Source organism: Corynebacterium phocae (genome assembly GCF_008693075.1).
Taxonomy (GTDB): Bacteria; Actinomycetota; Actinomycetes; order Mycobacteriales; family Mycobacteriaceae; genus Corynebacterium; species Corynebacterium phocae.
Window position 1 is genome coordinate 106,126 of the sequence record NZ_VXKJ01000037.1, and the last position, 25,957, is coordinate 132,082.

General features: G+C 58.3%; 24 protein-coding genes and 7 tRNA genes. 20 read left to right on the plus strand and 11 right to left on the minus strand.

Features of this window, described 5'->3' with window-relative positions:
* Window positions 1-14: 14 nt before the first annotated feature.
* Window positions 15-1,619, minus strand: a complete 1,605-nt coding sequence (locus F4V58_RS04770) for a DUF7782 domain-containing protein (RefSeq protein ID WP_075733819.1) — start codon at window positions 1,617-1,619, stop codon at window positions 15-17.
* Complete coding sequence (locus F4V58_RS04775; RefSeq protein WP_075733821.1) at window positions 1,616-2,020, minus strand: DUF3099 domain-containing protein; 405 nt, start codon at window positions 2,018-2,020, stop codon at window positions 1,616-1,618. Before F4V58_RS04775 ends, F4V58_RS04770 begins: the two co-directional genes overlap by 4 nt.
* Before the next feature lie 61 nt (window positions 2,021-2,081).
* Between F4V58_RS04775 and F4V58_RS04780 the strand changes: the two genes are divergently transcribed.
* The 3 genes from F4V58_RS04780 to F4V58_RS04790 all read left to right on the plus strand — a co-directional run bounded on the left by F4V58_RS04780 (window position 2,082) and on the right by F4V58_RS04790 (window position 4,813).
* Window positions 2,082-2,321, plus strand: a complete 240-nt coding sequence (locus tag F4V58_RS04780) for a DUF3039 domain-containing protein (protein WP_211272775.1) — start codon at window positions 2,082-2,084, stop codon at window positions 2,319-2,321.
* Between the two features lie 53 nt (window positions 2,322-2,374).
* A complete protein-coding gene (locus tag F4V58_RS04785) occupies window positions 2,375-4,069 on the plus strand; it encodes a DEAD/DEAH box helicase (RefSeq protein ID WP_084559814.1) in 1,695 nt (564 codons plus the stop codon).
* Between the two features lie 207 nt (window positions 4,070-4,276).
* A complete protein-coding gene (locus F4V58_RS04790; protein WP_075733827.1) occupies window positions 4,277-4,813 on the plus strand; it encodes a hypothetical protein in 537 nt (178 codons plus the stop codon).
* A 230-nt stretch (window positions 4,814-5,043) separates the two neighbouring features.
* Here F4V58_RS04790 and F4V58_RS04795 read toward each other — a convergent pair whose 3' ends face one another.
* The gene (locus F4V58_RS04795) at window positions 5,044-6,606 is read right to left on the minus strand and encodes an RNA polymerase sigma factor (protein ID WP_075733829.1); all 1,563 of its coding nucleotides are present in this window, start codon (window positions 6,604-6,606) and stop codon (window positions 5,044-5,046) included.
* Window positions 6,607-6,820: 214 nt separating this feature from the next.
* Entirely contained in the window at window positions 6,821-7,615 is a 795-nt protein-coding gene (gene ppgK / locus F4V58_RS04800) for a polyphosphate--glucose phosphotransferase (RefSeq protein ID WP_075736517.1), read from the minus strand.
* Between ppgK and F4V58_RS04805 the strand changes: the two genes are divergently transcribed.
* Together F4V58_RS04805 and F4V58_RS04810 are read left to right on the plus strand one after the other, a co-directional pair.
* Window positions 7,614-8,555, plus strand: a complete 942-nt coding sequence (locus F4V58_RS04805; RefSeq protein ID WP_245803033.1) for an inositol monophosphatase family protein — start codon at window positions 7,614-7,616, stop codon at window positions 8,553-8,555. The genes ppgK and F4V58_RS04805 overlap by 2 nt on opposite strands.
* Window positions 8,556-8,694: 139 nt before the next feature.
* The gene (locus F4V58_RS04810; RefSeq protein WP_075733831.1) at window positions 8,695-8,985 is read left to right on the plus strand and encodes a DUF4193 domain-containing protein; all 291 of its coding nucleotides are present in this window, start codon (window positions 8,695-8,697) and stop codon (window positions 8,983-8,985) included.
* Between the two features lie 291 nt (window positions 8,986-9,276).
* On the opposite strand, the gene F4V58_RS04815 is transcribed toward F4V58_RS04810, so the two are convergent.
* A complete protein-coding gene (locus tag F4V58_RS04815; protein WP_075733833.1) occupies window positions 9,277-9,789 on the minus strand; it encodes a DUF3093 domain-containing protein in 513 nt (170 codons plus the stop codon).
* A 58-nt stretch (window positions 9,790-9,847) separates the two neighbouring features.
* Between F4V58_RS04815 and dut the strand changes: the two genes are divergently transcribed.
* From dut to dxs, 5 genes are all read left to right on the plus strand, one after another.
* Window positions 9,848-10,324, plus strand: a complete 477-nt coding sequence (gene dut, locus F4V58_RS04820) for a dUTP diphosphatase (protein WP_075733834.1) — start codon at window positions 9,848-9,850, stop codon at window positions 10,322-10,324.
* A gap of 248 nt (window positions 10,325-10,572) precedes the next feature.
* Window positions 10,573-11,484: a DUF3710 domain-containing protein gene (locus F4V58_RS04825; RefSeq protein ID WP_075733836.1), complete on the plus strand. Its 912-nt coding sequence runs from the start codon at window positions 10,573-10,575 to the stop codon at window positions 11,482-11,484.
* Window positions 11,485-12,375 carry a DUF3159 domain-containing protein gene (locus F4V58_RS13040; RefSeq protein WP_425429752.1) on the plus strand — a complete coding sequence of 297 codons (891 nt, stop codon included), beginning with the start codon at window positions 11,485-11,487 and terminating at the stop codon, window positions 12,373-12,375.
* Entirely contained in the window at window positions 12,376-13,674 is a 1,299-nt protein-coding gene (locus F4V58_RS04835) for a class I SAM-dependent RNA methyltransferase (protein ID WP_075733838.1), read from the plus strand.
* A 390-nt stretch (window positions 13,675-14,064) separates the two neighbouring features.
* Window positions 14,065-15,981, plus strand: a complete 1,917-nt coding sequence (dxs, locus tag F4V58_RS04840) for a 1-deoxy-D-xylulose-5-phosphate synthase (RefSeq protein WP_075733840.1) — start codon at window positions 14,065-14,067, stop codon at window positions 15,979-15,981.
* A 26-nt stretch (window positions 15,982-16,007) separates the two neighbouring features.
* On the opposite strand, the gene F4V58_RS04845 is transcribed toward dxs, so the two are convergent.
* Both F4V58_RS04845 and F4V58_RS04850 read right to left on the minus strand, forming a co-directional pair.
* Window positions 16,008-17,252, minus strand: a complete 1,245-nt coding sequence (locus F4V58_RS04845) for an HRDC domain-containing protein (RefSeq protein ID WP_075733842.1) — start codon at window positions 17,250-17,252, stop codon at window positions 16,008-16,010.
* 6 nt (window positions 17,253-17,258) lie between these two features.
* Window positions 17,259-17,945: a DUF3000 domain-containing protein gene (locus F4V58_RS04850; RefSeq protein ID WP_075733844.1), complete on the minus strand. Its 687-nt coding sequence runs from the start codon at window positions 17,943-17,945 to the stop codon at window positions 17,259-17,261.
* Between the two features lie 138 nt (window positions 17,946-18,083).
* On the opposite strand from F4V58_RS04850, the gene hemQ reads away from it, so the two are divergent.
* Window positions 18,084-18,785, plus strand: a complete 702-nt coding sequence (hemQ, locus tag F4V58_RS04855; protein ID WP_075733846.1) for a hydrogen peroxide-dependent heme synthase — start codon at window positions 18,084-18,086, stop codon at window positions 18,783-18,785.
* Window positions 18,786-18,953: 168 nt separating this feature from the next.
* On the opposite strand, the gene msrB is transcribed toward hemQ, so the two are convergent.
* The 4 genes from msrB to F4V58_RS04875 all read right to left on the minus strand — a co-directional run bounded on the left by msrB (window position 18,954) and on the right by F4V58_RS04875 (window position 21,857).
* Window positions 18,954-19,367 carry a peptide-methionine (R)-S-oxide reductase MsrB gene (msrB, locus tag F4V58_RS04860; protein WP_075733848.1) on the minus strand — a complete coding sequence of 138 codons (414 nt, stop codon included), beginning with the start codon at window positions 19,365-19,367 and terminating at the stop codon, window positions 18,954-18,956.
* 35 nt (window positions 19,368-19,402) lie between these two features.
* Entirely contained in the window at window positions 19,403-20,815 is a 1,413-nt protein-coding gene (locus F4V58_RS04865) for a glycosyltransferase family 87 protein (protein ID WP_075733849.1), read from the minus strand.
* Between the two features lie 10 nt (window positions 20,816-20,825).
* Entirely contained in the window at window positions 20,826-21,530 is a 705-nt protein-coding gene (locus tag F4V58_RS04870) for a pyrimidine reductase family protein (RefSeq protein WP_075733851.1), read from the minus strand.
* 252 nt (window positions 21,531-21,782) lie between these two features.
* Window positions 21,783-21,857 (minus strand) — tRNA-Val (locus F4V58_RS04875).
* Window positions 21,858-22,232: 375 nt separating this feature from the next.
* Here F4V58_RS04875 and F4V58_RS04880 point away from each other — a divergent pair.
* The 9 genes from F4V58_RS04880 (at window position 22,233) to F4V58_RS04920 (ending at window position 25,898) form a co-directional block, all read left to right on the plus strand.
* Window positions 22,233-22,308 (plus strand) — tRNA-Gly (locus F4V58_RS04880).
* A 59-nt stretch (window positions 22,309-22,367) separates the two neighbouring features.
* A tRNA-Val gene (locus F4V58_RS04885) sits at window positions 22,368-22,439 on the plus strand.
* A 62-nt stretch (window positions 22,440-22,501) separates the two neighbouring features.
* Window positions 22,502-22,574: transfer RNA gene (locus tag F4V58_RS04890), tRNA-Gly, on the plus strand.
* Window positions 22,575-22,626: 52 nt separating this feature from the next.
* A tRNA-Cys gene (locus tag F4V58_RS04895) sits at window positions 22,627-22,697 on the plus strand.
* A gap of 31 nt (window positions 22,698-22,728) precedes the next feature.
* Window positions 22,729-22,800, plus strand: a tRNA-Val gene (locus F4V58_RS04900).
* Between the two features lie 62 nt (window positions 22,801-22,862).
* A tRNA-Gly gene (locus F4V58_RS04905) sits at window positions 22,863-22,938 on the plus strand.
* Window positions 22,939-23,307: 369 nt separating this feature from the next.
* Window positions 23,308-23,871, plus strand: a complete 564-nt coding sequence (locus tag F4V58_RS04910) for a copper resistance CopC family protein (RefSeq protein ID WP_075733853.1) — start codon at window positions 23,308-23,310, stop codon at window positions 23,869-23,871.
* Window positions 23,872-23,875: 4 nt separating this feature from the next.
* Window positions 23,876-24,583 (plus strand): copper chaperone PCu(A)C, encoded by a 708-nt coding sequence (locus F4V58_RS04915; protein WP_084559688.1) that lies wholly within the window; start codon window positions 23,876-23,878, stop codon window positions 24,581-24,583.
* A gap of 82 nt (window positions 24,584-24,665) precedes the next feature.
* Window positions 24,666-25,898: a Dyp-type peroxidase gene (locus tag F4V58_RS04920; protein WP_075733857.1), complete on the plus strand. Its 1,233-nt coding sequence runs from the start codon at window positions 24,666-24,668 to the stop codon at window positions 25,896-25,898.
* Window positions 25,899-25,957 lie beyond the last annotated feature (59 nt).

The window sequence follows — 25,957 nt, forward strand, 5'->3', positions numbered from 1 at the left end:
TGTAAACCTGCTGCTTAGTCCCACTCCGCGACGCTGGGGCCAAAGTCGAGCAGCTCGGAGGGGATAACTAGCCCATGGCGGACGAGGTCTACTATGGCCGGGACGGCTGCGTTTAGCAGTTCACCCTCGTCAAAGCCGTGGGCGGCGGCGTAAAGCCCCACGGTGTCTTCTAAGTTGAGACCGAAAGGGTTGAGACCAGAGATAATGGCGGCCAGGTGCTCGTCTACCTCGTGGCTCCAGCGCGGGCCTTCCGTGCGGGTAAGGCGTAGTGCCGCTTGAGAAAAAGCGGACCCGCCATCACCTGCCACGCTGATATCCTCCTTTGCCAACCCCGGTCTGGGAGCAAAATTCTTCGTCTCAATTTCTCCCGGAACCAACCCCGCCAGCCAGCTCGCGCGCAGGAAGTACTCTTCTACCTCCGGCCCCAGCGCATCTTCAAAATCCTGCGGCAGGTATTCGGCCAAGACATCCGAAGGTTCATCATCAGCGATACGCTGGATAGCTACGAACCCAAACCCAATTCCGTGGACATCGTGGTTGTGAAAATGTTCCAGCCAAGCCTTTGCCTGGGCGCGGCCCTGAGAGGAGCGAACATCCACCGACTCGTCTTTCAACCAGGTGGAGACGTACAAGGCTGGATCCGCCGCGTCGCGCTGAATGATCCAGGCGCGCACCCCCTTGTCAGGGAGCCAGGACGCTACGCGCTGTTGCCAGGGAATATCCCCCTGATGAATCCACGCGCCCAGGATGTGGGCTGTTCCACCCTGGTTGAGATAGTTGGTGACTTGGGAGACAACCAGCTCAGTCGCGCCGTCGAGGTTCAGACCGGAGTCCCGGTAGACATGGCCCACCTTTGGCATTCCCACCACAAACGGTGGGTTGGCTACCACCCGGTCGAACGTGCGTCCCTCCACCGGTTCAAACCAAGAACCTTGGAGCAACTCCACGCGGTTCTTAGCCGCATATCCGGCTCCGGCCACGGTGGCCGCGGCCAACACTAGGGCGCGGTCGTGGACGTCCGTGCCGGTGATGGCGTCCGCACTATGAAGCTGTCCCAGTAGCTGTACACCGGAGCCAGTTCCCAGATCCAGGACGGAGGACACAGGGGAGGTGGGGATGGATTGCAGCAACGATAAAGAAGCCGAACCCACTCCCAGCACGTGGTCCGGTCCGGGAACGTGATCCACGAGTGAGGCGTCCACGTCCGAAAAGACCCAGTAGTTGCGCCCCACAATCACGTGCGGCCGGATGTCCAGGGCAATGACAAACCTGCCGGCCGGCTGGGTATCTTCGCCGGTGGCAGGCTCTTCCGGGACGGCCACGGCGGCGTCGACAAGTTGGGCGGCAACCTTGGCTCCCAGAGCCCGAGCTAGATCTTCGAGAGAAACGGGGTCGTGGAGCACGAAAGCGCGGATAACCAGGTCCAGGCTCGATCCGCCGCGGGTGGCCATTACCACCGGAGCCGGCTCACCACGGTAGAGCGCCTCAGTATATTCCGGGCCCAGGTGTCCCGCCAGGCCGTCAGCGGTGTAACCGACCTCCTTGAATACTGCCACCAAGTCCTCGGCTACCTGGGCCGGGACCACGCGGCCATCCAGCTTGGTGAAATAGTTATTCATGGTGTCTCCTTATCTGAACCGTGCTCGTGCTCGGTATGGTCGATTGTCGAAGGCAACGGCGCGGGTAGCTGCGCCAATTTCTGCTGTTGGAGCTGTTGGCGCTCCAAATCCTGCATCTGTTGCCTGGCCATGCCCGGCCGGTAAGCCATTCTTTCCCGCTCGTCGCGTACCTGGCCCTTGGAGTTTCCCAGCACCACCGCTATCCACGGCAGGGGGATAGTAATGCCAGCCACTATCGCAGCGGCAACCCACCAGTGATAGTAGACAAAGATCGAGCACAAAATCAGCGGAGGAATGCGCAGGCCTTGCAAAACGAGGTACTCCACCTCACGCCGGTGCCGGTCTTGGCCCGGGCCAACCTTGGCGTCCGTAATGAGGTGAGGTTTGCGCTTTCCTTTCATAGCAACCCACGTTACCTGGTTAACTCGCACAACCATGCGTTGGTGGGGCATTATGGTGGGCGTGAGTACGACAACAAAGACAATTGAGCGCCCAGATGTCCGTGATGAAACCTCAACGGGAAACGACACCCCAAAGTTCTTCCACTACGTGAAAAAGGATCGAATCCTCGACTCCGCCGTAAACGGCAGTTTTGTGGTCGCACTATGCGGGGACACCTTCCCGGTTACCAAGCAGGCCAAACCGGGATCCCCGGTGTGCCCTGATTGCGAGAAAGCCTACAAGGCACTGCGTCGTAAGTGAGCAAGAATAAAGGCCAGCTGCGCGCGTGGCAGCAAGCTGCCCTGGATAAGTTCATGGCCACCCGCCCACGCGATTTCATGGCGGTGGCAACCCCCGGAGCGGGCAAGACCACATTCGCGCTGCGTATTGCCAGTGACCTCGTGGAGGACAAGACGGTCAACCGGGTTATCGTGGTGGTCCCCACCGAACACCTCAAAGTGCAGTGGTCGCAAGCCGCCGCGCGCGTGGGCTTAGCCCTAGACCCGGAGTTTAAAAACTCCTCCGCCGTCAACCCCGCCATGGACGGGGTAGTGGTCACCTACGCCCAGGTGGGCATGCACCCCTTCAAACACCACGCCGTAGCATCCGCCAAGAAGTCGCTGGTCATCCTGGACGAGATTCACCACGCCGGTGACGCCAAGAGCTGGGGCGACGGTGTTCGTGAAGCCTACCTTGATGCCGTGCACCGATTGGCGCTGACGGGCACCCCTTTCCGCTCAGATGACTCGCGGATTCCCTTCGTCCGCTACGAGGAAGACGGGGAGGGTCACTTAGTCTCCCGCGCGGATCACACCTATGACTACGGTGCAGCACTCGCAGACGGCGTGGTCCGGCCCGTAGTGTTCCTTTCCTACTCCGGGGAATCCCGCTGGCGCGATAGTGCCGGTGAGGAGTACGCGGCCCGGTTGGGCGATATCCTAAAACCCGAACACATTGCCCGCGCTTGGCGCACCGCCCTAGACCCCAAAGGGGACTGGATTCCCGCCGTCTTGCAAGCCGCCCACACCCGACTCCTGCAGGTGCGCCGCGTAGTACCCGACGCCGGCGGGCTGGTGCTAGCCACCGACACGCAAACTGCACGTGCCTACGCCAAAATCTTGAAGCAAATGTCTAGCACCCCAGTGTCCGTCATTTTGTCGGATGACCCGGGTTCCTCCAAGCGCATCAAGGAGTTTGACCAATCCAACGATGAGTGGATGGTGGCCGTGCGCATGGTCTCCGAGGGTGTGGACGTTCCGCGGCTTTCCGTGGGCGTGTACGCCACGTCAGCTTCCACGCCGTTGTTTTTCGCCCAGGCCATCGGGCGCTTTGTGCGAAAACGCGCCAAAGGCGAAACCGCGTCCGTATTCCTGCCTTCCGTCCCCGTCCTGCTGGGACTGGCGGAGAACATGGAAAAATCCCGCGACCACGTCCTGGGAGGGGAGAAGCCGGACAAAGAAGGCTGGGATGATGACCTGCTCGATGAGGCCAACCAGAAGAAAACCGAACCGGACTTGTTGGAGAAGTCCTACGAAGCCCTGGGCGCGGAAGCGGAGTTTTCCGGTCTGCTCTACAACGGATCGCAGTTTACTACCGGTCAGGGCGACGTGGATGATGATTTCCTGGGGATCCCTGGACTACTCGACGCGGACCAGGTCAAAGATCTACTCCGAAAGAAACAGTCCGAGGAGCTAGACCGCCGCGATGCGGAAGAAAAAGCGCGCCGGGCTGCCGAGGCAGCCGAGGCCCACCGCCGCGACATCTTTGGACTGCCCTCCGCCCCGCAGCGTGGCGCGGGAAAGGCCGTGCCCGCCAGCGACGGAGTGGTAGACGAGCTGGAAAAGCTCCGCAAAGAACTCAATACCGTGGTCTCCATCCAGGCACAGAACTCCGGGCGCCCCCACGGTGCCATCCACACCGAGGCCCGCAAGGCCTGCGGCGGTCCGCCCACCGCTCTGTGCAATGCCAAGCAGTTGCGCGAGCGCATAGACTACTTGCGCTCTTGGTAGTGCTGCTAGGGGAGTAGTGGTACAGCCCCCGTGCACAAAGCCTGCCCCAAACCAGGCTTTTTAGGCCCGGACCGGTGGCGGCGTAGCTCAGATGTTTCCTGAATGTAATCGAAATGCGACGCTAAGGCTTACCTATTCCGGTATCTTTCCGGTAGGGTGGCCTGCGAACGTTTAAAGACTAGAAGACTAGAGAAAGGCTCACCAACAGTGACCAATCCAAACACCCCCTACGGCGACAACAACGACACCAACGGGCTTCCTTCCTACGGCAATGAGACCCACCAGGCGGGCGCTGTGAACCACGACCAGGGAGCTGCCTACGGCAATAACGCCCCGGTAGCCGGCTATGGGGCAGGTCCTGTGGGATACGAAAATACTCAGATCCCGGCCGAGAAAAACAAGCTTGCCCCCTGGGCGCTTGGCGTGGGTATTTTGGCCCTGCTCTCCCTGCTGCTGGTGCTACCACCATTCCTACTGGGTCCAATTGGCATCATCCTGGCCATCATTGCCCTGGTAAAGGGGAAGAAACTGCCTAAGGAGCTGAGCCGCACTTGGATGTCAGTAGTTGGCCTTGTTACCTCGGTTCTGGCCCTACTCGGCGCCATCGGCTTTATTGCCTTGGGTGTGTCCCTTTTCAACAGCACCGGTGCGCAGGACTGCATGGGTCTAGAAACCCAGGTCGCCGTGGAGCAGTGCCTGGAAGAAAAACTCAACACGGAGATTAACGGCGAAACCCAGCAGTAGTTCGTAGAACTACAGCTTCAAGGTAAGCCCCAAGGGGGCTACCGCTCCGCCGGGGCGCAGGAAACCCACACCGGGACCTGCGCCCCGGCTTTGCTTTGCCTCTACGGCCCGCCGCCAAACCATCGCGCGCAACATGGGCCCCGGGCGCGGACACCGAACATAAAGAAACCGCCACCGCCTTGCCCACACATGGGGGAAGGCGGTGGCGGCGTTAAGTCCGCGTTGGAAAGCTAGTCCAGGTAGTCGCGCAGTACCTGAGAACGCGATGGGTGGCGCAGCTTGGACATGGTCTTGGACTCGATCTGGCGAATACGCTCGCGCGTGACACCGTAGACCTGACCAATTTCGTCCAGTGTCCGGGGCATACCGTCGGTCAAGCCAAAGCGCAGACGGACCACACCGGCTTCCCGCTCGGATAGCGTAAGAAGGACGTCTTGCAACTGATCCTGGAGGAGCGTGAAGGACACCGCGTCGACGGCTACCACGGCCTCAGAATCCTCGATGAAGTCACCTAACTGTGAGTCACCCTCATCACCGATGTTTTGGTCCAAGGAGATGGGCTCGCGGGCGTACTGCTGGATCTCCATCACCTTTTCCTCGGTGATGTCCATTTCCTTAGCCAGCTCCTGCGGGGTTGGCTCGCGGCCCAGGTCTTGCAAGAGCTCGCGTTGGATACGGCCCAGCTTGTTGATAACTTCTACCATGTGGACCGGGATGCGGATGGTACGCGCCTGGTCGGCCATGGCACGGGTGATAGCTTGGCGGATCCACCAGGTGGCGTAGGTGGAGAATTTGTAGCCCTTGGTGTAGTCGAACTTTTCCACCGCGCGGATTAGGCCGAGGTTTCCTTCTTGGATCAGGTCTAGGAACGCCATGCCGCGGCCGGTGTAGCGCTTTGCCAAAGAAACCACCAAGCGGAGGTTTGCTTCCAACAGGTGGTTCTTAGCCTTGCGGCCATCACGGGCAATAGCGCGCAGATCGCGTTTGTCTGCGGGCTTAAGGGATTTTTCTTTATCCCCGTCTTTCTGAGCCTGGATAGCGTCATCGAGCTTGTGCTGGGCGTAAAGGCCGGCTTCGATGCGTTCAGCAAGGGAAACTTCCTGCTCAGCGTTGAGCAGCGCAACTTTACCAATCTGCTTGAGGTAGGCGCGGACCGAGTCAGCAGACGCGGTAAGCTCAGCGTCCTTGCGGGCTTGGCGCAATGCCGCAGACTCATCCTCATCCCAGACGGCTTTTCCGGCCTCATCCTCATCAGAGTCTTCGTCCTCCGCGTCTTCATCGTCCTCGTCGATATCAGCCGGGAGGTCCTCATCAATATCTTCGTCGTCTACCAAGGCGTCCGGATCTACGTCCTCAACATCCGAATCCACATCCGGATCGACTGGTAGATCATCATCCTCCTCAGCCTCAACGGAAACCTTCTCTGGTGCGGTGTCCTTGGACTCCGCAGACTTACGAACCGTCTTCTTGGCAGTGGTTTTCTTGGCAGCAGTCTTTTTAACTGTTGCTTTCTTCGCAGTCTTCTTCGTGGCCGCAGTGGAGGCTTTCTTGGCCGCCTTCTTAGCGGTCTTCTTCGTAGTTTTCTTGGCAGACTTCTTCGCGGTTTTCTTCGCGGGCTCCTTATCTGCCTTCTTGGTAGTCTTCTTTGCGGTCTTCTTGGCCGTCTTTTTGGCGGTTTTCTTTGCCGTTTTCTTGGCGGTTTTCTTTGCCGTGCGCTTGGTTACGCCAGCGCTAGAGGAGTCAACTTCTGCGTTGCCGTCCTGTGCCTGTGCTGAAGATTCAGTGGCTGCCACGTACGCCCTTTCGCCTTAAGTTTCATAGTTGACTACCAACGCGCCTCGCAGTTATGAAGCGAGGCGCAAAGTTGGATAGTCATTTGTAGGATCGACCGCCCAGTATAACGCAAAACCCCAAAGCGATGTGACACCAGGCGGTTGAATTCCTCTTTGTCAAGGGGTTAGCCGGAAAATTTTTTCACAACCGGAAAATCCGGGCAGTCGGGAGAGCTTAGGACTGACGTTCAATCCGGTCGGTGATAGCCATGGCGGCACCCACAATCCCCGCCCGGTTCTTCAGCTTCGCGGGCAACACCGGGGTAGTGGTCTCAAGTAGCGGCCCCCACTTGTCAAACTTGCGGGAAACCCCGCCGCCAACAATGAAAACGTCCGGGTTAAACAGGTTTGAGTACTCGTTGAGGACCACGTTGAGCCGCTTTGCCCACTTCTTGAAACTAAGACCTTCACGTTCCCTGACGGCGGAGGAAGCCTGGTGTTCTGCCTTCATGTCACCCACGAGCATGTGACCCAATTCGGTGTTGGGGAACAACTTGCCGTCAAGGAGGAAGGCGGAGCCAATGCCAGTGCCCAGAGTGAGGAACAAGACAGCGCCCTTCTTAGCGAGATCTTCGCCATAAGCGACCTCAGCAAGCCCGGCGGCGTCGGCGTCGTTGAGGATGGCCACCTGGCGGCCGTCCAAGTGGCGGGCGAAGAGCTCATCCAGGTCGAGCCCCAACCATGCCTGGTCGATGTTGCCGGCGGAGCGAAGCCTATTGTTTTGAACCACGCCGGGAAGAGTGATGCCAATGGGGCCTTCCCACCCCAGCTCATCTGCGACCTTTCTGATGGTTGCGGCCACGGCGTCCGGCGTGGCGGGCTTGGGGGTTTCAATCCGCACCCTTTCGGTGGCAAACTCACCAGTTTCAAGGTCCACCACGGCCCCTTTGATTCCGGACCCGCCCACGTCAATGCCTAGCGCCAGTTTTCGTGGTTTGTCAGAAACGTTCTGCGAAGAATTTTTAGTCATGCCAACTAGTGTAGAAGAAGGCAGAATAGATGGCATGAATAACAACCAATCTGGTGTCCCTGATGGTAAAACCCCCACGTCCAACGCCGGGTTCTCGCAAGATTTTTTCCAACAGCTGCAAGATTTAGCGGTGGAAGCGGCCGTGGGGGCGGCGGAAATAGTCAGAGCGCGCAGGGCGGACCTGGTGGCCGAGGGTGGATTGGCCGCGGTAACTGAAGCTAAGGGCACCGCCGAAGACCCAGTCACAGTAGTAGACAAAGCCAGTGAGGATTACATAGTCAACTATCTATCCAGCCGGCGTCCCAACGACGGTTTTCTCGGTGAGGAGGGGGCGTTAGCGGATTCTTCCACCGGGGTGACTTGGGTAATTGACCCGATAGACGGAACCGTCAATTTCCTCTACGCGATCCCCGAATACGCGGTGTCAATTGGCGCCGTCGTTAATGGTGAACCCGTAGCCGGCGCAGTAGTTAACGTTGCGCTTGGTGACACCTATTACGCCGGGCGGGGTTTGGGCGCTTTTGTTCAACGCCCTGGGGAAGACGCCGTGAGACTTTTCCCCAGTGATGAAAATAGGTTGTCCATGACCTTGCTTGCCACCGGCTTTGCCTACAAATCTCACTGGAGAAAAGCGCAGGCGGAACTGTTGGTCAAGGTCCTCCCGCGCGTTCGTGACATCCGCCGGGCTGGCTCGGCCGCCTTGGACATCTGCCACGTCGCGGAGGGCCGGGTGGACGCCTATTACGAGCATGGCACTAAGGCCTGGGATTTCGCAGGCGCGACCATTATTGCCAGGGAAGCGGGTGCGGTGGTCCACCACCCGGGAATGCAGTCCAGGGGAGATTCTCCGGAGCTTTTCCTGGCGGGCAACCCCGGTATTGCGCAACGGTTGGGAAAATTATTATTCACGTTGGGGGCCGGTGAGGTTTTGCCAGTTTAGGGCGGGCTTTGTCCGCATGGGGGTGATAATTTTCTAGCCCCTGTCGTGGCGCATTATGACTTTTATGAGTTTGTCGTTTAATATGCGCGATCGGTAAAAGCACCAGAATTAGAAACCAACTTCAGAAGGGACGCCCACCATGGCTACCGATTATGACGCACCGCGCCGTCGTGCAGAAGACGAGCTTGAAACAGACTCTCTCGAGGGTTTGAAAGCTGCCGAATCTGATAACAGCAGTATTGACGACGATGGCGAAATCGTTGAGCCTTTCGAGCCGCCCACAGTTGACCTCACGGGTGAGGAGCTCAACGTAGAAGTTAGGCCACGTCAGGAACACGAATTTACGTGTTTTTCCTGCTTTCTAGTTCAGTCCAACAAACGTCTTTCGCACCATGAAGACGACAATCCGATTTGCCTAGACTGCGCTTAGGACTGAGACTTTTGCGTTAACCCACGCGCCGCATCCTATGCCCGCGACCTCTGCCACCTGTGCACAGGGCGCGGGCTTTTGGCGTTTTACCCGCTTGCGGCGGTTTCCAGGGGTAATGGCGAGCACCAGCGGCTGGAGTGGAAAATTGGCGCTGCAAGCGCTGCCAGCAGGTGCCGGCAGGTGCCGGGCCGCGGGATCGTAGCGGTTGGTACACGGGGGCTACCGCGGCCGGCACGGGGGTTAAAGCGGTAGGTAGAGGCCCTGGCGGCGGGCCTTGGAACCAGGTCGGGGTTATTTAAGTCCCTTAGTTGCTTGTGCGGCCTGGTCGGGAACAAAGGCGGCAATGAGCTTCTGCGGGTCTTTGGTGGCTACCATCCAGTAAGGGGTGGGATCCTCCGGGTCATCAAGGATAAACATGGCATGAGTCTCAATCCAGGGATGGGTGACTAGGAAGGCCGCCGGGTCCAGCTGGGGGCCCAGGGCGTTTCGCCGCGCGGATTTCGGGACGGCTAGGCTGCGTGAGACTACGTCATCGGGCAGTTGGGCACCTGCCACCGTCAACCAGCGCGTGCCCTCTTGGTCTTGCTCCACGGTAAGTACCGTCGAAGACCAGGAAATCAGAATCCACGTACCCAGTGCTGCCAGGATGGCGGCGGCTATGAGGCCTGCAGTAAGACCGCGGTTTAGTCCGAAGGTGGCCGCAGCAATCACAATCACCACCGCACCGTTGAACCAGAAGTACCACGGCACCCACTGGCGTTCCGAATAGCGAACAGAGGCAGAGTTATTCCGATGAGTAGTCACGAGTTAGTATTCTACGCTGCCTAGTACTAGTTATTGGGTCCACGGTAAGCTAGGCCGCGTGAGTAAATTCAGTAGTGACCAAGAATCTGCCGAAACCCCAGGAGCAATCAGGGTCAAGAGACTAGACAAGGAACTTCCCCTGCCCCGTCGCGCCCATCACGGGGACGCCGGCGCGGACCTCTATTCCGCTGAGACGGTGACCATTGACCCCGGCCAGCGGGCTTTAGTGGGTACGGGTATAGCCATCGCGCTTCCGCTAGGGACGGTGGGGCTTATCCATCCGCGCTCAGGACTAGCTGCCAAGCACGGGCTGTCCATTGTCAATACCCCCGGCACCATCGACGCGGAATACCGCGGTGAAATCAAGGTGTGCCTTATTAACCTGGACCCGGAGAAGGCCTACACGGTTGAGCGGGGGACGCGGATTGCTCAGTTGGTAGTGCAGAGAGTCGAGCTTGTGGACTTCGTTGAGGTAGATGGCCTGGAGGACACCGCTAGGGGAGAGGGCGGGTACGGATCTACCGGAGTGAATTAGCCTTGGGCCACGTGCGGGCATCCCCGGTGACCAGGGGTTTGAGTGTGAAGGTGGCATCAATTCTTAAGTAAAAATTTAGAATCTTGGTGAAAACCCGTACTCTGGAGGGCAATTACTACTTCTTTCCCTGTTTAGACCCTTCGTTGGTTTTCGCAGTGCCAGTAAGGCGCAGTGCAAGGCCCGCCGGGAGAGCAAGTGTTTAACCTGATTAGATGAGCGGATTTTTACCGCTGAGAGGAATACCTATTATGGCTTTGTGGCCGTTTGGAAAAAATAAAGAAGAAGATAGTCTAAAGGATGCTCCTGCTGGTGCACCCGGCGCTAAACCCGGGGCCGCCCAGCAAGATGTAGCTGGCGTGGATAGCAGTGGTGCGGCCGCTGGCAGTGGCCAGCCGGATCCTTCCGAAGACGCTACCGGCAGCACCTCTCCGGAGCGCCCAGACGTGGAGATTACCTCGATCCCCCACGATCCTGTGGGCGGTACCATGGGGCCGTTCGACGGGGATAAGGTCAAAATCGAGGACTTTGACTTCTCCGATTTTTCCCTAGGTTTGCTAGAGCTTGGCTCACTGCGGATTCCCCTGCCCAAAAATTCCCAGGTGCAGGTGGAGATGGGGGCCTCCGGGCCACGGATGCTCCACATTGTCACCCACTATGGGCGCATTACGCCGGTTGCCTTCGCCGCACCGCGTTCCCCTGGGCAGTGGGCGGAATCCGGCAAGGACCTGATCAAAGGTGTGGCCAACGACGGCCTGGCAACGCACGTTGAGCAAGGCCCGTGGGGAAGTGAAATCGTGGGTGTCAATGAAAACGGCACCATCCGCATCATCGGCATTGAAGGCCCTCGCTGGCTACTGCGGCTGACTACCGCCGCGCCCACAGGCAAAGAAGATGATCTAGCAACCCTCGCCCGCGAGGTCGCGGCCCGCACCTTCGTCTACCGCGGGGAAGAACCCATCCTGGCAGGAAACTCCCTTCCTATATCCATGCCGCAACCGCTGGTGGAGCAGGTGCAAAAAGCCATGAATGAACGCGCCGCCCAGCAACAAAACACCCCGGAAAACGCCGCCGAACAAGACGCCATTAACCACATGCGCAGCCTGCGGACTGACGACTCCGCTGCCCCTAACGGCTCCGCTGACGCCCAAGGGGAAAAGTAGTTGTCCGTATCACCGCTCGGCAAGCGCCAAGCTTCACCGACTAAGGCGACCAAGAAAGTCAAAAAGCCCATCGAGGACCAGACGTTACTGGAGCAGATGGGTGGGGTGACCGGGTTAGTGTCCGCAACCTTGCCAGTCCTGGTCTTAATACCTGTGAATTCCCAGTGGGGAATGGGGCCCGCGCTTATCTCCGCACTTTTAGTAGCTGCGGCGATTATGGCCTGGCGGCTAGCCCGCAAAGAAACTCTACAACCGGCCGTATCTGGGCTCATTGGTGTTGCTATCTGCGCCGGTATTGCTTGGTTGACCGGTGACGCTAAGGGGTATTTCCTTTACGGGATCTGGGCCTCCTTTGTATTGTTTGTTCTCACCACTATTTCTATGCTTGTGCGCTGGCCGGCTGTGGGCGTGGTGTGGAAGGGCGTTAACGGTGAGTCAATGATCTGGCGGCAGGTACCCAAGGCCTTGTGGTCTTATACCTTTGCTACCGCGGGGTGGGCCACCATTTTCTTGGCTCGCTTCTTGGTGCAAAACCACATCTATAATTCTGCGGAGGGTACTACCTCGCTGGGGCTCACGCGGGTGCTGATGGGCTGGCCTTTGACCGGCCTGGTCATGGTACTGACTGTGTTGATGGTCAAGCGCGCCAACGCCGCGGTAGATGAGGCAGTAGCGCAGGGAAAGGTTAGCTTGCCTGCAGAGACTACCGATGCCCCCTCATCCGCACGGTCTGTTGCCGCCCAGGAATCCAAGGGTGTAGAGCAACCGCTAGATAATCACCACCCGGCTGCGCCCCGGTCAACCACGGCCCAGTCAACCAACCCCCAGCCAAGCACGCCTCGGTCATCTGCGCCGGGCACAACCGATGAAAATCCAAAGAAAGACTCCTAAATGACTGCATCTGATACCTCTGCTTCACCTGATACCTCTGCTTCCGGAAACGTTATCCGTGTAGGCGATGAAGTAACGCTGAGCGTAAAACGCATGGCCCACGGCGGTGAAGGAATTGCGGAGCTAGACGGTGACGGCCGGGTATTTTTCGTAGCCGGCGCTTTCCCCGGGGACGTGGTGAAAGCAAAAGTGACTAAGGTGAAGAAGAACTTTGGCCGCGCGGAACTTCAATCCGTGGAGGAAAAAGGCCCGCTGCGCGTGGATAGTTATTGCCCGGCCGCTGAGGCTGGTGCGGGCTGCTGTGACTTTGACACCCTGGACCCGGATAAGGAGCTGGATATAAAGTCGGAGGTCCTTCTTGGGCAGCTGCGCCGTATTGGCAAACTCTCCGACCTCCCGGTTCCAGAGCTCATCGAGTTGACGCCGCGCCGCGGGTGGCGCACCCGCGTTCGCCTGGGAGTAGATGACAAGGGCCGCGCTGGCCTGCGCAAGCGTGGCTCCCACGAGCTGGTCACTGACCAGGTGTGTACCCAGCTGGCGCCCGGCTTGGTCGATGGTCTGGTGGGAGCCTCTGATGATGTTCGCCGGTTTAGCCCCGGCGCTGAGGTCATTGCTGTCATTGATGCTGAGGGCAACCGGCATGTTGCTCAAACGCGCAAGGCCCCGCGGGGCAAGCGGGTGGAGAAAATCACCGACATCATCGAGGGCAACAAACAGGTAGTGGAGCGCGCTGACGGCTATGAATTCCGCTTTCCGGTGGCCGCCTTCTGGCAGGCGCACGCGGGGGCACCAGACCGCTACGCACAGCTGGTTCGCGAGTGGCTGCGGCCGGCCGAGGAAGAAGACGGGCAAGCAGTGGGATGGGACCTCTACGGCGGCGTAGGCGTGTTCGTACCCGCTATCGCGCAGTCACTGGGTGCTAACGGTGCCCAGGCGGCGGTGTATTCCGTTGATTTCTCCCCGGCGGCAACAGTGGCCTCCCAGCCTTCCTTGGAAGAATTTGATGTCCACGTGGTCAGTGACAAGGTGGAAAAGGTAGCGGATCAACTACCTAGCCCCGCAGCAGTGGTCTTAGATCCCCCGCGCACGGGTGCGGGCGCAAAGGTGGTTGCCACCGTGGCCGCAGCAGCGCCTCAGCAGGTCATCCACGTGGGCTGTGACCCGGCTACCTTCGCCCGGGACCTCCAATACTGGCAAGAATCAGGTTTCTTTCCCACCAATCTCGCGGTGATCAATGCCTTCCCCGGTACCCACCACGTTGAGGCGGTCGCACTGCTAGAGCGCAGTAACAAAGCCTAGTTTCTCCCCATGGGGTTGACCTCTTTCCAAGGGGTTGGCGCAGCTGGCAGAACTCCCTTGTTGTACCGGGCTCTAACTAGGGTTAGGGAAAAAGCGGGTGCGGAGCTGGGGATTGTGCCCGGGCTTGGGGCTGCTGGAGCGTTTCTTGTTCCAAGTGTTCCCGGTTCCGGGGACAAAGCCCCGGAAAGCCTGAAAAGCCGCCGCTGCTTGGGGCTTTCGGGCGGTGGATTTGGCACGGCTACTACTATTAATTTCATGCGCGGGACGTTTACTCATTTACGTTCCCGTGCGAGTATCGTAGGGTAATACTACAAAGCGCCCCCCTGGCGGGGTGCAGAGAAAAACTATCGCGGTCAGCGTTCGTTGTGAGATGAGGTTCAAACGGTCTTTATGGCAATTCTAGATACGGTGTCGTCACCAAGCGATCTGAAAAAACTCTCTGAGCAGCAATTAGAGCAACTGGCAGGGGAGATCCGGCAGTTCCTCATTGACCAGGTTTCCGTGACCGGTGGCCACCTGGGGCCCAACCTGGGCGTGGTGGAGTTAACCATAGCGCTGCACCGGGTTTTCGACTCCCCGCGGGATGCGATTGTCTTTGATACCTCGCACCAATCGTATGTCCATAAGATTTTGACCGGACGCGCCTCCCAGTTTGGCACCCTGCGCCAGAAGGGCGGCTTGTCCGGTTACACCGATCGGGGCGAGTCTGAGCATGACTGGACTGAGTCCTCCCACGCATCCGCCTCGATCTCGGTCGTCGACGGCTTGGCTAAGGCCTTCGCGCTCAAGGGTCAATCCCACCGTAACGCCGTTGCGGTAGTTGGTGACGGCGCGTTGACCGGAGGTATGTGTTGGGAAGCGCTGAACAACCTTTCAGCTGATAAGGAAAGAAACGCCGTGGTCATTGTTAATGACAACGGACGTTCCTATTCACCCACCATTGGTGGTTTTAGCGAGAACCTTTCCAAAATCCGCACCCAGCATGGTTACGACGAACTCATGGAACAGGGGAAAAAGCGCCTCAAGTCCTTGGGCTGGGTAGGGGAGCGTGCGTTCGACGCCCTCCACGCAGTCAAGGAGGGAGTGAAGTCCACCGTTATCCCTACCGAGATGTTCCCCGATTTGGGAATGAAGTACGTGGGGCCGGTCAACGGACACGACCTGGAGGCCCTTGACCACGCTCTGACCTATGCCCGGGACTATGAGGGACCCATTATGGTCCACGTGGTCACTGAGAAGGGGCACGGATTTGAACCGGCCGTTAACGAGCCCAATGACCAGATGCACTCCACCGGGGCAATCGATCCCGTCACCGGCGTGCCCATTGGTGTGGACCAACCCGGTTGGACCGCAGCTTTTTCCGAGGAAATAATTGCAGCGGGCGAAGCCCGGGAAGACATCGTGGCTATTACAGCCGCCATGGCGGGACCTACCGGCTTAACTCCGTTTGCGCAAAGATTCCCGGACCGCTTCTTTGACGTGGGCATTGCCGAACAACACGCCTTGACTTCCGCTTCCGGTCTGGCCATGGCAGGTCTACACCCGGTGGTAGCGCTCTATTCGACCTTCCTCAACCGTGGGTTTGACCAGCTTCTGATGGACATTGGGCTCCTGCGCCTTCCGGTTACGCTAGTGCTTGACCGCTCTGGGGTTACTGGCTCTGATGGTCCTAGCCACAACGGTGTGTGGGATATGGCTATCTCCACCATCGTCCCCGGCATTCAGGTGGCCGCGCCGCGTGACGGAACGCGCCTGCGGGAGCTATTCCGCGAGGCCATTGCTATTGACCACGGCCCTACGGTGGTGCGCTTCCCTAAAGGTGATCTGCTTGAAGATCAGGAACCCCTGGATACCCTTGCTGATGGCGTAGATATCTTGCATTATTCGGATAACAAAGATGACTCCAGTGCTGATGTCCTCATAGTTTCCGTTGGTGCGATGTCTGCACGCAGCCTTGCGGCGGCGCAGATGCTTGAGGAAGACGGTCTCAACGTCACTGTAATCGACCCCCGTTGGGTGGCACCTGTTGCCCAGTCGGTCGTTGCACTGGCCGCTGACCATGACCTGGTGGTCACGGTCGAAGATGGAACCATCCGGGGCGGCGTGGGATCCCTCATCAGCGAGGCCCTGGGTTCTGCCGAGGTAGATACGCCACACCGCCGTCTGGCCTTCCCTAGCTTCTATCCGAAGCACGCCTCGCGTGGGCAGCTATTGGAAGATGTCGGCCTGGCACCTGATGGTATGGCGGAGCAAATCAACCAGTGGGTTAGCACTATTGTCAACGCCCACAACGAGCTAAACGACTAGGCGGGAGTGGTACGGGGTGCCATCCGCTAGTTTTCAGGGAAGGCGTGCCGAACGATAATTGGGGCGACCAAATCAGCTTGCCACTCCCGGGCGCCCTCCTCGATGAGTTGCGTCTTCACCTTGCCAGGATGGGCGACGGAGCCCGCCCTATCTCCCGGCCGGCGGCTGCTGGTATCACCGTGAATTGCCCACAGTACCGCCCGTAGTTCCGCCGTGCGGATTATAGTGTCAGAATTCATGGAGAGATCTTCCCCGAGGACCTCGATATCGTCGCGAATGGTCTGGTACATGCTCCACAGCTCGGGATATTCCCGTGACCAGGAGCTCTTGGCAGGAACGCCAGCGGAAGGCTTGGGCAGGCGGGGCCACTCACCTTTTTTGGTGCGGGAAGCGGCCTCTAAGACCTTTATCCACATGGAGGATGCACCTCTACGGCGGCTGGGGAATCCCCGTACCCGGCGCAAACCAGCCTCGGAAGTGGGCACTGCGCGAGCGATCTCAATAAGGGTCCGGTTGGAAAGTAGTCTTCCCGGGGCCAGGTCTTTGGCTCTAGCCAAGGTGTCGCGCCTGGTCCACAATGCTTTAGCGACGTTAAGCTGAGCGGGGCTAGTTAGCGTATAGATGCCCTTCAAGTCGCGCCAGTTCGCGGGCTGGGGCTCCGTTACATCGGCGTGGCGTCTGACAATTTCGGCGAACTCGGCCTCAGCCCACTCGGTTTTGTCATCTTCCGCTAAAATCTCAGCTAATTCTTCCGCCAACTCGAGCAGGAACTCCACATCAAGCGCGGCGTAGGCCAGTTGCTTGCGGGGAATAGGCCGGGCTGACCAATCGGCGTCTCCGTAACCCTTCTCCAGCTCCACGCCCAAGAGCAGTTCCGTCATGGCCGAGAGGTTCGGGTGGTCGTACCCGGCTATGCGGGCTGCAAGTTCGGTATCAAAAATGGTGCCCGGATAAAGGCCCAACCATGCCAGGCAGGGCAAATCACTAGGGGCCGCGTGGATGACCCATTTCGCCCCGTTGAGGACTGGGCCAAGGGCCTTCGAAAGCTCAGCTCGCCCGCCCTCCGGGTCAATGAGGAAGGTACCGGCACCGTTGCGCCGGATTTGCAGCAAGAAGGCGCGGTCGTCGTAGCGGAAAGCAGACGCGCGTTCAGTATCAATGGCAAAAGGGCCGGTTCCTGCTGCCAACTGCTTGGCAACCTGGAGAAAGTCCGAGGGAGAATCTGCCACTGAGGGGATACCGTCAGATGGCGAGGAATGAAGGGAAGACATTAAAAACTAGTTTCTGATATTAGTAACGCCCTCGGGCGGTAGACCGGCCACGTTGGCAAGAACTTTTCCAAAAGCTTCTACGTGCGGGGCCAGGTCCGTGCCTTCGGCGGTCCACGAGGCGCGCATTTCCAGCTGGTGGGAGCGCGGCGGGCCGCCTATTTCGCCAAAACGAACCGACGCCGTTGCGGTCACCGTTCCGCCCAGATTGGTGTGACCAGCGTTGCAGTGTTGCATGGACTCCTTGAGCCACTCCCACGCGACATCGGGCAGTAGGGGATCACCAGCTAATTCGGAGTCCATATCTGCCTGGATATAGGCCACCAGCCGCATACTGCCTTCCCAGGCTTCTTCTGCGCCTGGATCGTGGAGCAAGATGAGGCGCCCAAAAGCATCACCCTCGGACTCGGCAGGGACAGATTCCAGATCCTCGATGTCGTGGTAGCGGTCAACCTCCAAGCCAACGGCGTGACTAAAGGGGGCTAGGCGCTGTGGAGGCCTGATGGTTCCCAGAGAGATATCAGAGCGCAGGTGTGCAGAATGCATTGATTCCACCGCAAAGGAAAATGCCGGCGGTGTCTGTGCCGCCTTTTCGTCTGCTGTGGTGGGATTGTCCCGAGCAACCTTCTTCGCGGCATGTGCGCGAAGGTCTGCCGGTTTTCCTGCAGTTTGAGAGAAAGAGTCGTTTGTGCTCACGCCATGTAAACCTAATAGCAAACTGCCCCTCCGCCAGTAAGGCGCGCCGTGGGCCGCGGCCGTGGATACCGTCTAGAGAACAGGTCTATGATGGATGGTACATAATGACTACTTTTCCTATACGGAGGTTTGAGATCCATGGCCAAGCTCGATTTCGAGAAACTCAACAGCATCCAGCAGTACTCGCAACACGCAGTTTTCCGGATAATTCCAGGAGCCTTGGGGGTTGACCGTGCGGAGGCAACGGAGCAGGCCCAGCAATTCTTCCAAGGCCTGGAATCCGAAGAAAAAGTCACCGTTCGCGGAATCTACGACCTATCTGGCATGCGCGCCAGCGCCGATTTTATGATCTGGTGGCACGCTGAAGACTTCGCCCATATCCAGGCAGCCTTTGCTGCTTTCCGCCGTGAAACCACGCTAGGCCAAGTATCCGAGGTCACCTGGGTAGGCACCGCCCTACACCGGCCCGCTGAGTTCAACAAGTCTCACCTACCTTCGTTCATCATGGGAGAAGAGCCCGGTGACTGGATTGCCGTATACCCCTTCGTGCGCTCCTTCGACTGGTACACCATGGATGAGAAGCGCCGGCGCAAAATTTTGGCCGAGCACGGCATGAAGGCTCGCGACTACCCGGATGTGCGCGCTAACACCGTACCGGCCTTCGCGCTGACCGACTATGAGTGGATCCTGGCCTTCGAGGGCCCAGATCTTGGCCGGATCGTGGATCTCATGTACCTCATGCGCTATACCGAGGCCCGCCACTTCATCCGCGAGGAGGTCCCCTTCCACACCGGCCGTCGGGTCAAGGATGTAAGCGAGCTGCTAGCAATCCTTCCCTAGGACGCCCAGCCCGGACTAGCACGACCCTTTAACGGCGAATACTGGCGAATCCACACCTGTTTCTTCCGGCCTCTGGCTGCTACTTGCTGGTGTGGATTTTTCTTATCCGGGTAGGAGAAACGCCGGCTGCGCGGGTGGGTTTGATAAAGGCCCGCGCGTTCTGCGGCCTTAGTCTTCGACCGGCTTTTCTTCCAACGTCAGCGAAATTGAGTTGATGCAATAGCGCTGGTCAGTAGGGGTGTCATAGCCCTCACCGGTAAACACGTGGCCAAGATGGGACTCGCAGTTGGCGCAAATAACCTCAGTGCGTACCATCCCGTGAGAGTTGTCGGAGCGCTCAATAACCTTGTCACCAGCCAAAGGAGAGAAGAAGGAGGGCCAACCACAATGGGAATCAAACTTCTCTGTGGAGCGGAACAGTTCTTGCCCGCAGGCGCGGCAGGAATAAACACCCTCAGCCTTGGTGTCGGTGTATTCCCCCACAAATGGCGCTTCAGTACCGGCTTCGCGCAGTACACGGTACTCCTCAGGACTTAGCCGCTTTTTCCACTCGGTGTCTGCAATAAGCTTGAAATCAGTCATGCCCTAGGAGTTTACTTCAACAAGGTAGAGCCCGGTCAAACATCGTCGTTCCGCGCGGCACCGCATGAGGAAACCGTACCGCCAGCTGACGCTGCCCGGTCTTGTTGGACGCTCCGGCGCCACCAGCCGGCCGTTGTAGCCGCTGCGACCACAATGAGAAGCAGCCATCCAACCGTTCCCCCGAAAAAGGACATCCACCGCCCGGCATCCGGGTGGAGGTTGCTAAACCAGCTCAAAGGGGCCAAGTACAAAACGGCTGCCAGCCAGGCGGGCCACGATCTGAAGATGCTAGCGCTAAACACTGCGGTAAACATCAGCGGAAATAGCCACATTGAGTAGTACTGCTGGCCCAGCGAGGACAGGAAGAAGATCCCTACAAAGATGACGCCGCTTGTGCTCAGTGCCCAGAGTCTAAAGTCACTGCGGGAAAAGCGGATTAGCCCCAGCAGTGTGGCACCCACCAGGAAGGCCGCACTAAGCCACACCGTCCAGTAAAAGGCGTCCCCAAACTCAAAGTAGGCGTGGACGCCCGCCCAGGAAGAGTTGGCGTAGTCCCGGGTGATAGCCAGGTAGGGAACCAACTTTTCCATATATCCGTCTGTGGCGGGGATAAAGGCCACGGCCAGTAGGTTTAGCCCCACCGGGATGCCCAAGCCACCCAAGAATGCGCGCCAGTCAAGTCTCACAGCGGCAAGGGCAAGCAGGGGTGCGAACTGAGGTTTGATGACAATCGCCAGGCCAATGACCACCCCGGCAAGAAGCCTGAGGGAGGTGGACTTTTCCTCGTTGCCGCGGATGAAGGCCCACAGGAACAATGACAGCGCCAGCAGCAGCAGTCCGTTGATGTTGGTAAATGCCAGGGTGTTGGTGACGGACTCAGTAGAAAAAGCCACTGCCAGTGAGGCCGGCCACAACCAACCGTCGAGCTTGTGACCCACCGTGCGCGTCATCACAGCCATGGCCAGAACTACCGCCAGGGCGTTGCACACGATAAACAAGGTGCGAGCGGTGGCAAAGTCATCAATCAGCCCCATCGGTGAAAGCAAGGCGGTGGCGCCGGGGTTGTAGAGGTACAGGGGGTCCACGTGGTTGTATGCCTGCTCGTAGACCGCTTGGCCGTCCAGCATCCGCCGGACTGCACTGTAGACCGTAGTGAAATCATCGGTAGGTGTGCCGTTTAGAGCCACCACCAGAACCCGATGTATCACCAACACTAGTGCCACCGGCCACGCAGCGTTACGAACCGCCCGGCCTGCAACAGTGGGGGAGCAATCAAGGGGTTTAGCCTCGCACAGGGAATTGGTGGCAAAGAATGAAGCTAGCCGGGAGGTCCCGGGTTTACCTGCCCGCGCATCACGCCGCGAAGATGCGGTAGCCAAATCCGGGCTATCCCCAGACTTTGCAGGTGGGAAAGAAAAGCGGGGCGAGTGTTGGTGAGGAGAGTTCACCCCTAGAATCTTATTCCCCAGCCGTGCGTGAATAGCGGAGAAACACCGTGCCATCCACATCCGGTATGACGCTTTCCAAAACCATCCGCCGGTAAACCGGTTTCTCCGCGTCGTAAGACAGCGGCAGTTCTACCCCAGAGCCCAGGTGCGGGGATAAGGTGAGGTAGAGCTTGTCCAGGCGGTCAGCGCGGATACATTGCCCCAGAATTCCCGGGCCCCCTTCGCAGGACACGCGCGTCATTCCGTGGGTTTGAAGTACCCGAAGGTAGTCTTCGATGGTTCCCGTGCCCGCAGTAAGGACTTTCCCGCCGGCCTTTTCAATTGCCTTTGCACGGCTGCGAATATCTTCCCGGCTTAGGGACTTTTCCGGGCACAAAAACAGCGGGGGAGTAGTGCAGTCACGGAAGAACCGGGAATTTACGTTGAAGTCCAGTGAGCGGGTGGCTACGGCGATGGGCGGGGGTACGGGACGCGCCGGGGTGGGCTGCACACCGCCGTAGTTTTCTTTTTTCACGGTAGCGGACCCAACCAGGACCACGTCCGCCCACTGGCGTAGAGCCATGAGTAAACCGGTGTCAGCCTGATTGCCTAATTCTTGGGAATTACCGGACATTGCAGCGGACCCAGTGAGGGAGCTGACCATGATGGCGCGTATTCCCGGGCCGGACTTGGGGCCAAGCAGCAACTCCGGTGTAGGCGAAGAATGGGTTTTCATGTCAGTATCTTGTCTCCTTGGGAGCAGGGCCAGTGCGTTATTGCCGCTACTGTTGCGAAGATACCCGACCCCGCGCCGGGAAGGCAGAAGACGGGGTCTCCACTACAGGCCCTCCGCGCGAAACCACTTCAGGGCCTCCGCGCAAAAATGTGGTGTGGGAACCCTCGTGCCACGCCCCCCTTGGCACCACCCTGTGGTGATCGTCGACGACAAACCCCGCCTACCAGCAATCAAGCCGGTAGACGGGGTGGATGGTGGTTCCAACTGGGATTGAACCAGCGACCTTTCCGGTGTGAACGGAACGCTCTCCCACTGAGCTATGGAACCTCTATGATTTGGAATCTCTATTGCGTTGTAGCGGTGGCCACGTTGCCGCAACTTTCCGTGACTCGAAGTTAGCACGATCTGGCAATCGTGCCATAATTTGCCAGCTGGGGTTGGGTACGCTTTGGCGGCTAAAGGTTCCACGAGGTTCCATGGTCGAGGTTGGAGTGGGGAGTTGGGGTGGTTGCTCTGACCTTACAACGGGCTTGGGGGTGGATTACACTAGCGTAATTTTCCTGCGGCTATCAGCCCGGCGGGTGTTGCCGGATTCTGCGCTGTTAGCTGGCGATTTGTGTTTCTATGGCTTGAGGTTATAGAGTTTCTAGACGCAACAGGAAAGAACTTTAAGCCAAGGCTTAAAGCTTGGAACAGTAGCATGCGGATGTAGCGCAGTTGGTAGCGCATCACCTTGCCAAGGTGAGGGTCGCGAGTTCGAGTCTCGTCATCCGCTCCACGCATATCGGTGCCAGTTGGCAGTGATATGTAAAGAACAAAATAGTGAAGTAGTAGCAAGCGCGATTAGCTCAGCGGGAGAGCGCTTCCCTGACACGGAAGAGGTCACTGGTTCAATCCCAGTATTGCGCACGTGGACCTTCGGGTCCTGGGTTCTTTCTAGAACCCTGAAAACCGGGCCTGGTTTTCATAATGCGGATGTAGCGCAGTTGGTAGCGCATCACCTTGCCAAGGTGAGGGTCGCGAGTTCGAGTCTCGTCATCCGCTCTGGTACTTTGTACCGCTGGTACTTTTGTACTGTGAGGCGGAACATTGCCACGGTGGAATGGCCGAGTGGTGAGGCAACGGTCTGCAAAACCGTGCACACGGGTTCGATTCCCGTTTCCACCTCAATGCGCCGGTTATCCGGCGCACTAAGTTTGCGCGATTAGCTCAGCGGGAGAGCGCTTCCCTGACACGGAAGAGGTCACTGGTTCAATCCCAGTATTGCGCACAGGAGTACTTGTTGCTCCGGGAAACCCTTCTTAAGGGTTTCGGTGGTTTAGGTACCACGATGCGGATGTAGCGCAGTTGGTAGCGCATCACCTTGCCAAGGTGAGGGTCGCGAGTTCGAGTCTCGTCATCCGCTCCATTTTCTCCTTTGGAGCTTTGTGAAATAACCCCTGGTTTATTAACTCGGGGTTATTTTGCATGCCAAGGCGTGGCTCGCGTCAAGCGGCGAGCCGCAGCTTTCGCGCCCACCTAGTGGCGGTTCAGTGGCCGTACCGTCTAGCTGGTAGCCCTTCACATCGCGAAGTCCGGCCAACTCTACCGCGCCCCGACGTAATAAGTGGATTGTTTTCAGTTGTGTGATCTTTCTTAATGAAAGTTGTTTCTACTTCATGGAACTTGGAAGCACTTCGGTGCGACTGCTGTTGTAGGCGTCGCTGGTTTTCTACACTGCGGCGGCGCGGGACTACGATAGGTAGTCCGTAGAATAAAGAGTTCGCAAAGGAGCCCAATGAAGTTTAGGAACCGGATTACCCGCCTTGCGGCGGTCCCGTTGGCCTCGGCCTGTGTTGTACTTGCCTCTCCAGTGGCGTTGGCACATGATTCTGTCATTGGTGGTTCCGTCACTAGTGGTGAGGTTTTACAAGAGTTCCCGCGTGAGATCACGCTTGAATTCTCCGGCATACCGCAGGAGGGCTACAACACCTTCGCGGTAACTGACACGGACACGGAAGAAGTTCTATTTGATGCGGAACCGGACATTACCGGCCGCGATTTAACAATTGAGGTCCCCGAAGACGTTAATCCAGGTCCTGGCAACTACCAGGTTGGGTTCCGGATTACTTCCTCGGACGGTCACTCCACTATGGGGTCGGTTCCTTTTAGCGTCGCAGGTGCACAGGGGGCTACTGTTCCAACAGAAACCAGCAATTCTGAAGCTGGGTCTTCCAGTGGGTCTACGGCGGAATTGTCCGGCGGACTCAAGACGGTTATCAGCATTGGCGCCATTTTGGCGGCTCTTGCTGTGATCATAATGCTCGTTGCAAAAATGCGCGGCACCAACAAGAAGGGATAATCTTTTGAAGATTTTTACTCGCACGACTTTCATTTCCACCCTGGCCATTGGCGCACTAGCACTTAGTGCCTGCTCCACCGATGAGGCCGCTGACTCGGTTTCTGACGCCACCTCAGCTGCCGGCTCCGTCGCCGCGTCCGCAACTTCGGAGGTTTCCAAGGCAATGAAGGACAAAGACCACGACCATGATGACATGGACAAAGAAGACGGGGAGGCACACTCTGGTCTGCATATGCATGACGCTGTTGTTCGCGCCATGGATGAGACCTCCGACATGACCGCTATCTTCGGCGAAATCCACAACAGCACCGATAAAGAGGTCACCATTGTTGGCTTCAAGTCCAGCGTTGACGCGAAGATGAATCAGATCCACGAGGTCACCGACGGCGTAATGAAAGAAAAAGAAGGCGGGATTACTCTAGCCGCTGGTGAGGACATTGACCTTGAGCCAGGCGGCTACCACTTCATGCTCATGGGCGTTGCTAAGCCGATCATGGCTGGTGAGACCGTTGACCTGACCCTGGAGCTCAAGGACGGCAGCACTATCGACGTGAAGGGCATTCCGGTACGTACCATGGGCGCTGGAGCTGAGGGCTACGAGGACATGCATGGCCATGACCACGATGACCATGATGGACATGACCATGACGATCATGACCACGACGATCATGACCACGATGATCATGACCACGACCACGACGACAAGAACTAGACTCTAGCTAGGGGTGGCTTAACAGCGCCGCCCACGCCAGCCTATTGTCGCAATGGGACAACCTACATTCGAGGAGTAATCCGTGTCGGACAGCTTTGGTCGCCGTAGCCTTCTAGCCGGTGGGGCAGCCGCCGCAGGATCGCTAGCTTTTAGCGGTTATGCCCTGGCTAAGGAAGGGAACGCTGACACGGATCCCCCGGCTAAACCCGGCGGTGCCCAGGTTGCCGGAAACGAACGCCTGGGCACTGCGATCATTGCCTTCGACGGCAAGCACCAAGCCGGAATCGATAGCCCGCACCAGGCGCATCTCAACCTGGTGGCTTTCAACGTCAAAGATGGCGTCAGCCGCCAAGGCGTGCAGAACTTAATGCGCCTGTGGACCGAAGATTCCCGGCGGCTGTGTACAGGTGAGGCCCCAGCAGGCAGCCTAGAGCCAGAGCTGGAAACCAACCCCGCCAACCTCACCATCACGTGTGGTTGGGGCAAAAGCTTTTTCGATAAAGCGGGCATAACCGCCCCAGAATGGCTGGGCGATGTCCGGCCTTTCGAGCGAGATGAGCTTGACCCTCGTTGGGGGCAAACCGATATCGTTCTGCAGATTTGCTGCGATGATCCCACCACGGCAGCGCACACCTTGCGCCACCTAGCCCGCGCGGGCAGTGACTACACCGAGTTCGTCTGGCTGCAGCAGGGGTTTGTCAACGCGAACGGGACTTTGGAAAAAGGTGCGACGCCCCGCAATCTGTTTGGTCAGGTAGACGGAACTGTCAATCCTCGTACCGAAAAAGAGTATGACAACCAAGTTTGGATTGACGGTGGGAATTTCGCGGATGGAAGCGCCATGGTGGTGCGCCGAATTGCTATGAACATGGACACCTGGGATGAGGTGGATAGAGCGTCACGGGAAACTGCGATTGGGCGTGATCTGGCCACGGGTGCGCCGCTTAGTGGCGGGTCAGAGCATGATCCCATCGATTTGGAGGCCCGGGATAAATACGGGTTGCGCAAAATCGCACCAACTTCGCACGTCGCGCGGTCCCACCATCCAGAACAGAAGCTGCTCCGCCGGGCCTACAATTACGATGTCCCGCCGCACGACCCGGCGTCAACTATCGCAGACTCTGGACTGGTGTTTATCTGTTTCCAGAAAGATCCGCGGAAGCAGTTTGAGCCAATCCAGGCGCGGCTGGATGAGGCAGATCAGCTCAATACGTGGATAACCCACATCGGTTCGGCAATGTACTTCATTCCCCGGGGGACAACCTCCGGTGGGAAAGGGGACGCTTATTGGGGTCAAGAGCTGCTCCGGGGGTAGACTGTTGCGCTGTAACTCTATTTGACAACAAGCTTGGCCGGCCAGGTATGTCGGCTTAA